The organism is Streptomyces sp. NBC_01506 (assembly GCF_045040295.1).
GTDB lineage: Bacteria > Actinomycetota > Actinomycetes > Streptomycetales > Streptomycetaceae > Streptomyces.
This window is the reverse complement of record NZ_CP109422.1, coordinates 711,745-727,206: the sequence shown is the minus strand read 5'-3', so window position 1 is coordinate 727,206 and position 15,462 is coordinate 711,745. Positions and strand designations below refer to the sequence as shown.

Annotated in this window: 2 protein-coding genes; both read left to right on the top strand. The window is 73.0% G+C overall.

Translation table 11 applies throughout. The annotated features are described in order from the left end of the window. The first annotated feature begins 5 nt into the window (after positions 1–5). A complete protein-coding gene (locus OG329_RS03045; RefSeq protein ID WP_405792549.1) occupies positions 6–209 on the top strand; it encodes a hypothetical protein in 204 nt (67 codons plus the stop codon). Further along, on the top strand, positions 196–15,447 hold the full coding sequence (locus OG329_RS03040; RefSeq protein WP_405792548.1) for a type I polyketide synthase: 15,252 nt from the start codon (positions 196–198) through the stop codon (positions 15,445–15,447). The genes OG329_RS03045 and OG329_RS03040 overlap by 14 nt, the downstream gene beginning before the upstream one ends. Positions 15,448–15,462: the final 15 nt, after the last annotated feature.

Genomic DNA, 15,462 nt, shown 5'->3' with positions numbered 1-15,462 from the left:
CCGCGATGAAGCGCCACCTCCTCGCCCCGGCGGACAAGACCGCGCCCCCGGGGTCCGAGCCGGCGACGGCTGCGGCGGCCTCGGCCGCTTCGGTTGCTTCGGCCGCTTCGGCCTACGACCGGCTGCTGTGCGACCTGATGATGAGCTTCGGCCCGCTCGGCGTGCCGTTCCCGCTTCTGCAAACCTGGAGGGATCGTGGCGGTTCGTGACGAGAACGCGGGCGATCGGGCATCTTCTGAGCCCGCGCGGTTCACGTACCCGCAGGCGCTCGCCCTGGTCCTGGAACGCACCGCCGCACTGCTCGGCCGTGAGCCCGGACAGATCGCCGCCGGGGCCGCCTTCCGTAGCCAGGGCCTGAACTCGCTGCTGGCCGCGCGGCTGAGCGACGAGCTGAGCCGGGCCACCGGCTCGGCCCTGTCGGCTTCGCTCGTGTTCGACCACCCCACGCCGGTGGCCGTCGCGCGGCTGCTCACCGGCCAGAACGACGCCGAGGTCACCAGCACGCGCCACGTGCCCGCCGGCGAGGACCCGGTGGTGATCGTCGGGATGGCCTGCCGCTACCCCGGCGGTGTGCGCTCGCCGGAGGAGCTGTGGGACCTGCTGGAGCGGCGCGGTGACGCGATATCCGCGTTTCCCGGCGACCGGAACTGGGATCTGGACGCGCTCTTCCACGACGACCCCGACCAGCCCGGCACCAGCTACGCCCGTGCCGCCGGCTTCCTGTACGACGCCGCGCGCTTCGACCCCGGCTTCTTCGCGATGAGCCCGCGCGAGGCCCTGGCCGCCGACCCGCAGCAGCGGCTGCTGCTCGAGACCACGTGGGAGGCGCTCGAACGGGCAGGCATCGACCCGGCCTCGCTGCGCGGCAGCGACACCGGCGTGTTCGCCGGCGTCATGTACGGCGACTACGGCAGCCTGCTCGCCGACGAGGAATTCGAGGGCTATCGGCAGAACGGCGCCTCGCCGAGCATCGCATCGGGACGCGTGGCGTACACCTTCGGATTCGAAGGCCCGGCGATGACGGTGGATACGGCGTGCTCCTCGTCGCTGGTGGCGCTGCACCTGGCCGCGCAGTCGGTGCGTAACGGGGAGTGCGGCCTCGCGGTGGCCGGCGGCGTGACGGTGATGTCCACCCCGATGCCGTTCGTGGAGTTCTCCCGGCTGCGCGGTCTCGCGCCGGACGGCCGGAGCAAGGCGTTCGCGCAGGGCGCGGACGGCATGGGGTTCGGCGAGGGTGCGGGCGTCGTGGTCGTGGAGCGGCTTTCCGACGCGCTGGCGTCCGGGCATCCGGTCCTGGCGGTGGTGCGCGGCTCGGCGGTGAATCAGGACGGTGCGAGCAACGGTCTCACCGCACCGAACGGCCGGTCGCAGCGGCGGGTGATCCGGCAGGCGTTGGCGGCGGCGGGGCTGGGTCCCGCGGACGTGGACGTCGTGGAGGCGCACGGCACCGGTACCCCTCTCGGCGATCCGATCGAGGCGCAGGCGTTGCTGGCCACGTACGGCCAGGACCGTGAGACGCCGTTGCTGCTGGGGAGCGTCAAGTCCAACATCGGTCATACGCAGGCGGCGGCGGGGGTCGCGGGCGTGGTCAAGATGGTGCAGGCGATGCGGCGGGGCGTGGTGCCGGCGACGCTGCACGTCGACGAGCCGAGCACGCACGTGGACTGGTCGGCCGGTGCCGTCGAGCTGGCCAGGGAGTCGGTGGCCTGGCCCGACGCGGGCCGGGTGCGTCGGGCCGGTGTGTCGTCGTTCGGGATCAGCGGCACGAACGCGCATGTGATCCTGGAGCAGGCCCCGCAGCCGCCCGTGGCTGAGATGAGGCAGGGCCCGGAAAACCAGGGTGGCGTGGTCTCCTGGGTGGTTTCGGCGAGCGATGCCGACGCGGCGCGGCAGGCGGCGGGCCGGCTGGCGGCCCGGGTGCGCGGCGCGCGTTCCCACGTCGACGCGGTGGATGTGGGCCACTCGCTGGCGTTGACGCGTGCGGCCCTCCCGTGGCGCGTCGCGGTCACCGGCGAGGATGTCAACGGTCTGCTCGCGGGGCTGGACACCGTGGCGCAGGGCGGGACGGAGCCGTCGCAGGCGGTGGACGGCACGGGTGCGGTCTTCGTGTTCCCCGGCCAGGGCTGGCAATGGGCCGGCATGGCGCGGGAGTTGCTGGACAGCTCGCCGGTGTTCGCGGCGCGCGTGGCCGAGTGCGCGCGGGCGCTTGAGCCGTATCTCGGTATCAGCCTGCTGGACGTGTTGCGGGGACAGCACGACGAGACCGAACTGCTGGACCACGTGGACGTACTCCAACCCATCCTGTTCACGGTGATGGTGGGCCTCGCGGCGGTGTGGGAGGCATCAGGCGTCCACCCCGCCGCCGTGGTGGGACATTCTCAGGGCGAGATCGCGGCGGCCTGTGTCGCGGGTGTGCTCTCACTGCCGGACGCGGCACGTGTCGTCGCTCTGCGGGCGCGCGCACTCACCGCGCTCGCGGGTCACGGCGGGATGCTGTCCGTGGCGCTCGGCGAGCAGGAGACACAGGCGTGGATCGAGAGGGTCGGCGGCGCGGTCGCGGTCGCCGCCGTCAACAGCCCGTCCGCGGTGGTGCTCTCCGGTACGCCGCAGGCGCTGGACGCGATGCGGGCGGCACTGGACGCCGAGGGGGTGTGGTGCAGGCGTCTACGAGTGGACTACGCGTCGCATTCGGCCCAGGTGGACGAGGTCGCGCGGGAGATCGCGCAGGCACTGGCCGGGATCGCGCCGCGGCCCGGCCGCGTCCCGGTGCTCTCCACCCTGACCGGAACCGCCGTCGACGGAACGGCCATGGACACGGAGTACTGGGTCCGCAATCTGCGTGAGCCGGTGAGTTTCGAGCGGGCCGTACGGGCGCTGCTCGGCGCGGGACACCGGCACTTCGTGGAGGTCAGCGCCCACCCGGTGCTGACAGCGGCAGTGGAAGAGACCGCGCTGGACGCGGGGATCACCGCTGCGGCGGTCCCGACGCTCAAGCGCGACGAGGGCGGGCCGGCACGGCTCGCCGCTTCGGTCGCCGAAGCCTGGGGCCACGGCGTGCCGGTGGACTGGACCGCGTACTACGCCGGCACCGAGGCTCGCCGCTTCGACCTCCCCACCTACCCCTTCCAGTACCAGCACCTCTGGCCGAGCCGACCGGCGGCAGCCGCCGATACGGTGGCGGACCCGGCCGAGGCCGAGTTCTGGACCGCCGTGGAACGCGGCGACGGGGCAGAACTCTCCGCCATGCTCGGGGTACCGGGCGAAGGCACGGCGTCCCTCGAGGACCTGCTGGCGGGCCTGACGGACTGGCGACAGCGGCGCAGCGGCCGCAGTGCCACGGACAGTTGGCTCTACCGTCCGTCGTGGATTCCGCTGAGCGGCGGCCGTAGTTCCCCGCCGTCAGGACACTGGCTTGCTTTGACGCCTCCCGACGACGCGTGGGCCGCCGGAATCCTCGACGGCCTCACGGACCTCGGCATGCGCGTCGAGCGGCTGGTGGTGTCCCCCGAGGACTCCGAGAACTCCGAGACGCTCGCCGAGCGGCTCGGTGACGCCCTCGGCGAGCGGACGGGCGGCGTGCTCTCGCTGCTCGCCCTGGACGAGACGCCGCATTCCCGACATCCGCTGATCGTGCGTGGGCTGGCCGCGACCTTCGAGCTCGTCCGGACGATGGTGGCCGCCGACACCCAGATTCCGCTGTGGTGCCTGACGCGCGGTGCGGTCGCCGCCGATCCGGACGACGCCCTCTCCAGCCCGGCGCAGGCACAGGTCTGGGGCCTCGGCCGGGTCGTCGCGATGGAGCAGACACAGATGTGGGGCGGGCTTGTCGATCTTCCGGAACAGGTCGGCCCCGGCGTCGCCGCCAGGTTGGCCGCTGTGCTCGCCGACCGTGCCGAGGACCAGGTCGCCGTCCGACAGAACGGCAGCTACGCCCGGCGGCTGACCAGGACCGCGGCCGGCACCGACGGGAAGCGGCCGACGATCGGCGGCACCGTGGTGGTGACCGGCGGCACCGGCGCCCTCGGCGGGCACGTCGCCCGCTGGCTGGCCACCGCCGGGGCGGAGCATCTCGTGCTCGCCGGCCGACGCGGCGCCGCCGCCCCCGGATCGGCCGAACTCAAGGCCGAGTTGGAAGCCCTCGGCGCCCGCGTCACGCTGGCCGCATGCGACGCCGCGGACCGCGAAGCACTCGCGCGGCTGCTCGCGCGGATTCCGGCGGACCTGCCGCTGACCGGCGTCGTACACGCCGCGGGAGTCATCGACGACGGCGTGCTGGATTCGCTCACGCTGGACCGGTTCGACACGGTCATGCGTCCGAAGGTCGCCGCGGCGGCCAATCTCGACGAGCTGACCCGCGGACACGACCTGACGATGTTCGTGCTCTTCTCCTCGATCGCCGGCTCGCTCGGCAGCGCGGGACAGGCCAACTACGCCGCGGCGAACGCCTTCCTCGACGCACTGGCCGAACGTCGCAGGGCCGAGGGACTGCCCGCGACGTCGGTGGCGTGGGGGCCGTGGGCCGAGAGCGGGCTCGCGGCCGGGAACACCGTCCTCGACAGCAGGATGAGCCGTAACGGTCTCAGGCCGATGGCCCCGGAACACGCCGTCGCCGCGCTGCGCCGCGCGGTGTCGTCCGGCGCCGCGAATCTGACCGTCGCCGACATCGACTGGGACACCTACGCCGCGGCGCTCACCCGGCCGAACCCGGTGCTCGCCGGCCTGGTCGAGGCCCGAGACCTGCCGGCCGCCGCCGGCAGCGAAGCAGAGCCCGCCGACGCACTGCGCGAACGGCTCGCCGCGCTGCCCGCCGCGGAACAGAACCGCGTGCTGCTCGACCTGATCCGCGCTCAGGTCGCCAAGGTCCTCGGGTTCGCCTCGCCGCAGAACGTCGAGGTGGGCCGTGCCTTCAAGGAGATGGGCGTCGACTCGCTGACCGCGGTCGAGGCGCGCACCCGCCTGATGAACGCGACCGGTATGCGGCTGCCCGCGACCCTGCTCTTCGACTTCCCGACGGCCACGACGCTGGCCGGGCACCTGCGCGCGCGGCTGTTCGGCGAGCAGGAGGCGCCGCCGGTGGCGGAGGTACGTCCCGACGCGCCCGACGATCCGGTGGCGATCATCGGGATGGCCTGCCGCCTCCCGGGCGGCGTGCAGTCGCCGGAGGACCTGTGGGAGCTGCTCGAGCGGCGCGGCGACGCGATCGGCGGTCCGCCACCGGAACGCGGCTGGGATCTCGACGCGATCTACGACCCCGACCCTGAGCGCGAGGGTTTCATCCACGCCCGCGAGGGCGGGTTCATGGCCGAGGCTTCGCTGTTCGACCCCGGATTCTTCGGGATCTCGCGGCGTGAGGCACTGGCGATGGACCCGCACCAGCGCCTGCTGCTCGAGACCACGTGGGAGTCGCTGGAGCGCGCCGGGATCGACCCGGCCGCGATACGCGGCAGCGGTACCGGCGTCTACATGGGCGCTTTCTCGGAGGACTACCAGTCGCTGCTCAAGAACTCGGGGCAGGACGTCGTCGGGCACATGCTCACCGGCAACGCGACCAGTGTCGTGTCCGGCCGCATCTCCTACACGTTCGGGCTCGAAGGCCCGGCGGTGACTGTCGACACGGCGTGCTCGTCCTCACTCGTCGCGATCCACCTCGCCGCGCAGGCCGTCCGGTACGGCGAGTGCTCGATGGCGGTCGCCGGCGGCGCCACCGTGATGGCGACCGACGAACCGTTCTGGGAGTTCTCGCGACTGCGCGGACTGGCCGCCGACGGACGGTGCAAGGCCTACTCGGACGCCGCGGACGGCATGGGATTCGGCGAGGGCGCCGGCGTGGTCGTGCTGGAGCGGCTCTCGGACGCGCTGCGCAACGGCCACCAGGTCCTCGGCATTGTCCGTGGGTCGGCGGTGAATCAGGACGGTGCGTCGAACGGTTTGACGGCGCCGAACGGTCCGTCGCAGCAGCGGGTGATCCGGCAGGCGTTGGCAGGGGCCGGGTTGGGCGCGGTGGATGTGGATGTGGTGGAGGGTCATGGGACCGGTACGCGGTTGGGTGATCCGATCGAGGCGCAGGCGTTGCTGGCGACGTATGGGCAAGGCCGCGACCAGGACCGTCCGTTGCTGCTGGGGAGTGTGAAGTCGAACATCGGTCATGCGCAGGCGGCGGCGGGGGTCGCGGGTGTGATCAAGATGGTCATGGCGATGCGGCACGGTGTGGTGCCGGCGACGCTTCATGCGGATGTGCCGTCGTCGCGGGTGGACTGGTCGGCGGGCGCGGTCGAGTTGGTCACGGAGGCTGTTGCGTGGCCTGATGCGGGTCGTTCTCGTCGTGCGGGTGTGTCGTCGTTCGGGGTGAGTGGTACTAACGCGCATGTGATTGTGGAGCAGGCGCCGTTGGTGGAGGTGGCGCCGGTGGTGGGTGGTGCGGGTGTGGGTGTGGGTGTGGGTGTGGGTGTGGTGGGGGGTGTGGTGCCGTGGGTGTTGTCGGGTCGTGATGTGGGGGCTGTGCGGGATCAGGCGGGGCGGTTGGCGGCGTGTGTGCGTGGGGGTGTGGGGGGTGGTGTGGTGGATGTGGGGAGTACGTTGGCGGTGTCGCGTTCGGCGATGGTGTGCCGGGCGGCTGTGGTGGCGTCCGATGTGGATGGTTTGCTGGTGGGGCTTGATGGTCTGGCTGCGGGTGGGCCGGGTGTGGGGTCGGGTGTGGGTGGGTCGGGTGTGGTGCGGTCGGTGGGTGGTGTGGGGCCGGTGTTTGTGTTTCCTGGTCAGGGGTCGCAGTGGGTGGGTATGGGGCGGGGTTTGCTGGAGTCGTCGCCGGTGTTTGCGGAGCGGTTGGCGGAGTGTGAGGCGGCGTTGGGGCCGTATGTGGACTGGTCGCTGGTGGATGTGGTGCGGGGGGATGCTCCGGCCGGACTCCTGGAGCGGGTTGATGTGGTTCAGCCGGTGTTGTTCGCGGTGATGGTTTCGTTGGCGGGGTTGTGGCGGGCTTGTGGTGTGGAGCCGTCGGCGGTGGTGGGTCATTCTCAGGGTGAGATTGCTGCGGCGTGTGTGGCGGGTGCGTTGTCGTTGGAGGATGGTGCGCGGGTGGTGGCGTTGCGTAGTCGGGCGTTGCGGGTGTTGGCGGGTGGTGGGGGGATGGTGTCGGTGGCGTTGTCGGCGGATGAGGTGGGGGTGCGGATTGCGGGTCTGGGTGGTCGTGTGTCGCTTGCGGTGGTGAATGGTCCGGCGTCGACGGTGGTTTCGGGTGTGCCTGATGCGTTGGATGAGTTGTTGGGGGTGTTGGAGGCGGAGGGTGTGTGGGCGAAGCGGATCGCTGTTGATTACGCGTCGCATTCGGCTCAGGTGGATCAGGTGGGTGCGGAGGTTCTTGAGGTGCTTGCTCCGGTGGTGCCGCGGGTGCCGGTGGTGCCGTTTTATTCGACGGTGACGGGGTCTGTGGTTGAGTCCGCGGTGATGGATGCGGGGTATTGGCTGGACAATTTGCGGTTGACGGTGGGGTTCGAGCCGGCGGTGCGTGAGTTGTTGGGGGCGGGTTATCGGCATTTTGTTGAGATCAGTGCGCATCCGGTGCTGACCGCGAGTGTGCAGGAGACGGTTGAGGACAGTGGTGTGGAGGCTGCTGTGATGTCGACGTTGCGTCGTGGTGAGGGGGGTCTGGATCGTTTTGTGGCCTCGCTTGCCGATGCGTGGAGTCATGGTGTTCCGGTGGACTGGGCCGCGTATTACGCGGATACCGGCGCCCGCCACGTGGACCTGCCCACCTACCCCTTCCAACACGAACACCTCTGGCCTGCCTCGGCCGGGCAGCCCGGCGACGTCACCGCCGCCGGGCTGGGCACGCCGGGGCACGCCCTGCTCGGCGCTTCGGTCGAACTCGCGACCGGCCACGGTGCGATCGCCACCGCCCGCTGGTCGCTGCGCGCCCAGCCGTGGCTGGCCGACCACGCCCTCTCCGGAACCGTCGTCGTCCCCGGCGCCGTACTGGTCGAAGCGGTGATCCGCGCGGGAGACGAAGTGGGCTGCGGCCGTATCGCCGAGCTGACCACCCACAGACCCCTGATCCTCCCGAAGCTCGGCGATACGCAGGTACAGATCGTGATCGGCGCGCTGGAGTCGGGCTTCAGGCCCGTGACGCTTCACGCGCGGTCAGCCGACCCGACCGGCGGGGAGGATGCCGGCAACTGGACGCTCCATGCCTCCGGCACGGTCGCTCCGGCTGCCGCCGTGACCGCTGCCGACTCGACTGTGTGGCCCCCGGCCGACGCGCAGTCCCTGGACGTCGACGACTTCTACGCGGCGCTGCGCCAACGCGGCCACGAATTCGGCCCGATGTTCCAGTGTGTCCGAGCCGCCTGGCGGCGAGACGGCGAGGTCTTCGCCGAGGTGGCCCTGCCGGAGACGGAACACGCGGAGGTATCGCGCTTCGGCCTGCACCCGGCGCTGCTCGATGCCGCGCTCCAGGTGACGTCCCTGCGCGGCGACCTGTACACCAGCCGCGTCGAGGTGCCGTTCTCCTGGGGGGACGTCACCTTGCACGCGGGCGGTGCCACAGCGCTACGCGTACGGGTGCGCACGGACGGCTCCGACACGGTGGCCATGGAGCTGACCGACCACGCCGGAGGCCCCGTCGCCTCGGTCGGATCGGTGGCGCTGCGGCCGGTGACGGCCGGGCAGAACCACGCGGCGGTCCAGGACTGGCTGTTCGCCGTCGACTGGCCGGTGGTCGAGCTCGACGTTCTCGCCGAGCGGGGCGCGGCCGACTGGCGGGTGGACGGCGGTGACCGCGCCCGCGTGCCGGCGGCGCTCGCCGAGGCCGGGATCGACGCGCGCCCTGTCGCAGAACTGGCGGAACTGTCCGAGGACGTGGTGCCCGAGGTAGTCGTCATACCGGCCGGCGGACGGGACTTGACGGTCGATGACGCCCTGGCCGACGTCCTGAAGCGGTTGCAGGCCGGGCTCGCGGATGAGCGGCTCGCCGACACCCCGCTCGTGGTGCTCAGCCGCGAGGCGGTCGCCGTGAACGGCGGCGAGGACGTCGCCGACCTCGGTGGCGCGGCGGTCTGGGGCCTGGTGCGTTCGGCACAGTCGGAGCACCCGGGCCGCATCGTCATCGTAGACCTCGACGACGACCCGGCATCCTGGCGCGCGTTGCCCGACGCCGTCCACGCCGACGAGCCGCAACTGGCGCTGCGCCTGGGCGACATGCACGTGCCCCGCCTGGTGCGCCCGCCTGCCGATGACGTCCTCGACCTCCCCGACGACGCGGAGCCCTGGCGCCTCGTGATCGACGGGGCGGGTGCGCCGGCGACGGCACCCGACCCGCAGGCGGCGCGGCCGCTGGAGGACGGGCAGGTCCGCATCGAGGTCCGCGCCGCTCGACTGGACTCGTTCAACAGCCTCGATGCCGCGGCGTCGCCCGAAACAGTCCTCGCCGGCGTGATCTGCGAAATCGGACCCGGCGTGACCGGACTGTCGACCGGAGCCCGGGTGACCGGCGAGATACCTGGGGCGATCGGCTCCCGCGCAGTCGCGGACGCCCAGTACCTCACCACGATCGCCGCGGACCGATCCTTCGCGCAGGCCGTGGCGGCTCCGGGCGGGCCCGTCCGCGCCTGGGACATCCGGCACGCGCACGAGGCCGCCGGCTCGGCTCAGTGGCACGGTCCGGTCGTACTCACCGTCCCGCGCGCATGGGACCCCGAGGGCACCGTGCTGATCACCGGCGGCACCGGCGTGCTCGGCGGTCTGCTGGCGCGCCACCTGGTCACCGAGCACGGCGCCCGGCACCTGCTGCTGGTCAGCCGGAGCGGACCGGACGCGCCGGGAGCCGAGGCGTTGCGCGAGGAGCTGACCAGGTCGGGCGCCGAGGTGAGCATCGCCGCGTGCGATGCCGGCGACCGCGAAGCGCTGGCCGCGCTGCTCGCCGCGCTGCCGTCGCCACACCCGCTGATCGCGGTGATCCACTGCGCCGGCGGCCTCGACGACGGCTTGATCGAATCGCAGACCCCGGAGAGGCTGCGGGCAGTACTGCGCCCCAAGACCGACGCCGCCCGGCATCTGCACGAGCTGACCCGGCATCTCGACCTCGCCGGCTTCGTCCTGTTCTCGGCGACCGCCGGCGTGATCGGCAGTCCGGGCCAGTCCGGATACGCGGCGGCCAACACGTACCTCGACGGCCTCGCCAGGCACCGCCGGATCCAAGGGCTGCCCGCCGTCTCGCTCGCCTGGGGTCTCTGGGCCCAGACCAGCGCGCTGACCGGCACCATCGACGACGCCTACGTGGCCAGGGCCCGGCGATCCGGCATGACGGCGCTGTCCAGCGAGGCCGGGCTCGCCCTGTTCGACGCCGCGCTCGCCGCCGGCCGGGACCGCCTCGTGCCGGTCAGACTGGACACCGGGCTGCTGCGCTTCCGCGACCCGGCGGAGATCTCCCCGCTGCTGCGCTCCCTGCGCCGTGCGCCGGCCCGGCGGATCGCCGCCGCGGCCGACGCGGCCGGGGCGCCGACACTGCGCCGGCGCCTCGCCGCGATGTCCGCCGAAGAGCGGCAGGCCCAGCTACGCGACTTCGTCTGCGCCAACGCCGCTTCGATCCTCGGCCACGCCGACGACGGCCCCGTCGCCGCCGACCGCGCGTTCCGCGACCTCGGCTTCGACTCGCTCACCGGGGTCGAGCTGCGCAACCGGCTGAAGGCGGCCACCGGGCTGCGGCTGCCGGCCACCCTCGTCTTCGACCACCCGACCCCGGACGACGTGGCCGCACACGTCGCGGCCGCGCTGGCCGGCGACACCGCGACAGACGTCAGCGCTGTCGCCGACGCGGAGAGCACCGGCGGCGCGGCGGCGCCCCGGGCAGCCGAGGAGCCGATCGCGATCGTCGGCATGGCCTGCCGCTTTCCCGGCGGCGTTCGCTCGCCCGAGGACCTGTGGCGGCTGCTCGCCTCCGGGACCGACGCCGTGTCGGATTTCCCGGCCGACCGCGGCTGGGACCTGTCCGGGCTCTACGACCGGCTTCCCGCGGACCCCGACGCCTCGCGCACCCGCGAGGGCGGCTTCCTCTACGACATGGCGGAGTTCGACGCCGGCTTCTTCGGCGTCTCGCCGCACGAGGCGACCGCGATGGACCCGCAGCAGCGGCTGCTCCTGGAGACCGCCTGGGAAGCGTTCGAGCACGCCGGGATCGACCCGCAGTCGGTGCGCGGCAGCAGGACCGGCGTCTTCGCCGGACTGTCGCAGACCGACTACGCCGTACGCCCCGAGTCCTGCCCCGAGGAATACGCGCCGTACCTCATCAACGGCACAGCGAGCAGCCTCGCCTCCGGCCGCGTCGCGTACACGCTGGGGCTTGAGGGTCCCGCCGTGACCATCGACACGGCCTGCTCCTCGTCCCTCGTCGCGCTGCACATGGCGGCGCAGTCGCTGCGCGCGGGGGAGTGCACGATGGCCCTGGTCGGCGGCGCGACCACGATGACCACCCCGACCCTGTTCGTCGACATGGCCCGGCAGCGCGGCCTCGCGTCCGACGGTCGCTGCAAGCCGTTCTCCGCCGCCGCCGACGGCGCCGGCTTCGCCGAGGGCGCCGGGCTGCTGCTCGTCGAGCGGCTGTCGGACGCGTACGCGAACGGCCACCGCGTCCTCGGGCTCGTACGCGGCGTGGCGGTGAACTCCGACGGCGCCTCCAACGGGCTGACCGCGCCCAACGGCCCCGCCCAGCAACGGGTGATCCGCCAGGCCCTGGCCGGCGCCCGTATCGAGCCCGGCGAGATCGACGCGCTGGAGGCGCACGGCACCGGCACCCGGCTGGGCGATCCGATCGAGGCCCAGGCCGTGCTCGCCACCTACGGCCTGGGCCGCTCCGCGGACGCGCCGCTGTGGATGGGCTCCGTCAAGTCCAACCTCGGGCACACCCAGGCGGCGGCGGGCGTCGCCGGGGTGATGAAGATGGTCCTCGCGATGCAGCACGGAGTGCTGCCGGCCAGCCTGCACCTGGACGAGCCGACTCCGCACGTCGACTGGTCCTCCGGTACCGTCCGGCTGCTTCACGAGGCCACACGGTGGCCGCGGACCGGCCGGGCGCGCCGGGCCGCGGTCTCCTCCTTCGGAATCAGCGGCACCAACGCCCACGTCGTCCTGGAGCAAGCCCCTGACCCGGAGCCGGCCGTAGCCGAGCCGGCCGCGCCCGAGCCCGCCGCGGCCGCGGCGCCGGGCAGGACCGGTGAGATCGGCGAGAGCGACAGGGTCCTGCCCTGGGTGGTCTCGGCGCGCACCGAGGAAGGGCTGCGCGGGCAGGCCGCGGCGCTGCTCGCCCACTTGACCGAGCACCCGGAACAGCACGATCTCGATACGGCGTACTCCCTGGTGTCGCGGCGGGCGCGGCTGGAGCGGCGCGCGGTGGTCGTCGGCACCGGCCCGGCCCTGCGGGCGGGACTCGCGGCGCTCGCCGACGGCACACCGGCCGCCGGCCTGGTCCGCGGCCGGGGCCCGGCCCGCCGCGACCGCAAGGTGGCGCTGATCTTTCCCGGCCAGGGCACCCAGTGGCCAAAGATGGGCCTGCGGCTCATGCACGACAGCCCCACGTTCGCGCGGAGCATGACCGAGTGTGCGGACGCGCTGTCGGACCACGTGGACTGGTCGCTGCCCGACGTGCTGCGCGGCAGCCAGGACGCACCACCGCTGGACCGCGTGGACGTCGTCCAGCCCGCCCTGTTCGCGATGATGGTCTCGCTGGCCCGGATGTGGTTCGACCGAGGTCTGCGGCCGGCCGCCGTACTGGGCCACTCCCAGGGCGAGATCGCGGCGGCCTGCGCGACCGGCGCGCTCTCACTGCGTGACGGCGCCCGCGTCGTCGCCCTGCGCAGCCGCCTGATTCGCGAGCGGCTGGCCGGAAAGGGCGCGATGCTCTCGGTGATGGCCTCGCGTTCGGCGGTCGGCGAGATGCTCGAACAGCTCGAAGGCACGACCGACCGGGTGTCGATCGCCGCGGTGAACGGTCCGGGCACGGTCACCGTGGCCGGCGAGCCGACTGCCCTGGCCGAACTGGAACGCAGGCTGTCCGCGGCCCGGATCATGCGCTGGTGGGTGCCGGCCGTCGACTTCGCCGCGCACTCGCCGCAGGTGGACCAGTTGGCGGACGAGCTCGGCGAGCTGCTCGCCGGCCTCACCCCGGCCGAGGGCCGCATCCCGTTCTTCTCCACAGCGACCGGCGACTGGATCGACACCCGCGAACTCGACGCGCACTACTGGTACGAGAACCTGCGCCGGCCGGTGCGCTTCGAGGAGTCGGTGCGCGCGCTGCTGGACGAGGGCTTCGACACGTTCGTCGAGTGCAGTCCGCACCCGGTGCTGACGCTGGGCATCGAGGACACCGTCGCCGACGCCGGAACCACCGCCGTCGTGCTCGGGACGCTGCGCGGCAACGAGGACGGGCCCCGGCGCGTACTCGAGTCGCTGGCCGAGGCGCACGTCAGCGGCGTGGACATCGACTGGCGAACCGACCTGGCCGGTGGCGGTCCGGCTCCGCTGCCCGGCTACGCCTTCCAGCGGCGGCGGCACTGGCTCGAGCCGATTCCCGCGCAGCCACACGCGCAGTCGAAGGACGCGCCGTCGGAGCAGCCGGTGGACCTCTTCCAGATCGAGTGGGCCGAATTCGCCGACGAGGTCGGCGATCCGGCGGCGCGGTCCTGGACAGCACCGGGCCCGGACCTGCCCGATCTCGACACTGTTCCCGACCCGGCACCCGACGTCGTGATCGTGCACGCGGCGAATCCGGCCGCCGACCGGTCCTCGCCCGCCGCCGCGCACGCCCGCGCGCGCGATGCCGCCGAGTTCTTTCGGGGCTGGCTGCGAGATGACCGCTTCGCCGAATCGCTGCTCGTCATGGCCACACACGGCGCGGTGGCCATCGGCGACGACGAGGAGAGTGGGCCGGCCGAGGCCGCGGTCTGGGGACTGGCCGGGTCCGTCCAGTCCGAACACCCCGGCCGACTCGTGCTCGCCGACCTGGACGGCAGCGAGGCGTCCGCGGCAGCACTGCCCGTAGCGGCCGTCGCGGCCAGGTCCGCCGGTGAACCCCGGATCGCCGTGCGGGACGGCGTCGCCCGCGTACCCCGGCTGGCGACGGCCGAGCCGAAGCCCGGCGCCGAGCCCTGGGACGCCGCCCGCACGGGCACCGTCCTGGTCACCGGGGGCACCGGCACTCTCGGTGCCCTGGTCGCCCGGCATCTCGTGACCCGACACGCTGTCCGCCACCTGATGCTGCTGAGCCGACGCGGCCCGGACGCACCCGGCGCGGCCGAACTGCGCGAGGAACTGACCGCCCTGGGCGCCGATGTCGAGGTGAGCGCCTGCGACGCCGCCGACCCGGACGACCTGGCGAGGGCTTTGTCCGCCATCTCGCCGGAGCGTCCGCTCACCGCGGTGATCCACGCGGCGGGCACGCTCGACGACGCGCTGCTGGGGAACCTGTCCGCCGACCGGCTCGACAGCGTGCTGCGACCCAAGGCCGACGCCGCGTGGAATCTGCACCAGCTCACCGCCGACCTGGACCTGTCGGCGTTCGTGCTGTTCTCCTCGTTCGCCGCGCTGGCCGGGCCGATCGGGCAGGCCAACTACGCGGCGGCCAACGGCTACCTCGACGCGCTTGCCCGCTACCGTCACTCCCGCGGCCTCCCCGCCACCTCGCTCGCCTGGGGGCTGTGGGAGCGGCGCAGCGAGCTGACCGGCGGGCTCGACGCGGCCGACGTGGCCCGCTTCGCCCGCGAGGGCCTGCTGCCGCTGCCGACGGAACAGGCCCTCGACCTGCTCGACGCCGCAGTGGCCGACGGCCGTGCGCTGCTCGTGCCGGCCAGACTGGACACGGGCATCCCCGAAGTGCCTCCGCTGCTGCGCGGCCTCGTCCGCACGCCGACGCCCACCGTGGCCGGCCCGGTCGAGTCCTGGGGCGACCGGCTGGCCGGGTTGCGCGGCGCCGAACAGGAGGCGCTGCTGCTCGACCTGATCCGCGGTCACCTGGCCGTCCTGCTCGGGCACGACGCGCCGGCCTCCGTCGATACCGAGCGCGGCTTCCTCGACCTGGGCATGACCTCGCTCACCGGCGTCGAGCTGCGCAACCGGCTCACCGCCGAGACCGGCCTGCGGCTGCCCGTGACACTGATCTTCGACCGCCCGAATCCGACCGGACTCGCCCAGCACCTGCGACATCTGCTCGGCCCGGCCGAAGCGAGGAGCGCCGAGCCGGGCTTCGCCGAACTCGACCGGCTCGAGGCCGCCGTCGCCGGGGCGGGGGCCGACCTGGACGGCACATCTCGCGGCCGACTGGCAGAACGACTCAAGGCCCTGCAATGGCGACTGGACGCCGCGCCCCACCCGGGCGCGCCCCACCCGGACGAGCCGACCGACCTGGTGGCCGGCAGCGACGAAGAGGTCTTCGCACTCATCGACAAGACGCTTGGTCTGGGCTGAAGCCGCCAGGCTGCC

What these genes read in the sequence shown, in the direction of transcription:
- OG329_RS03045 (WP_405792549.1), top strand. Translation starts at nt 6, where the DNA reads ATGAAGCGCCACCTCCTCGCCCCGGCGGACAAGACCGCGCCCCCGGGG.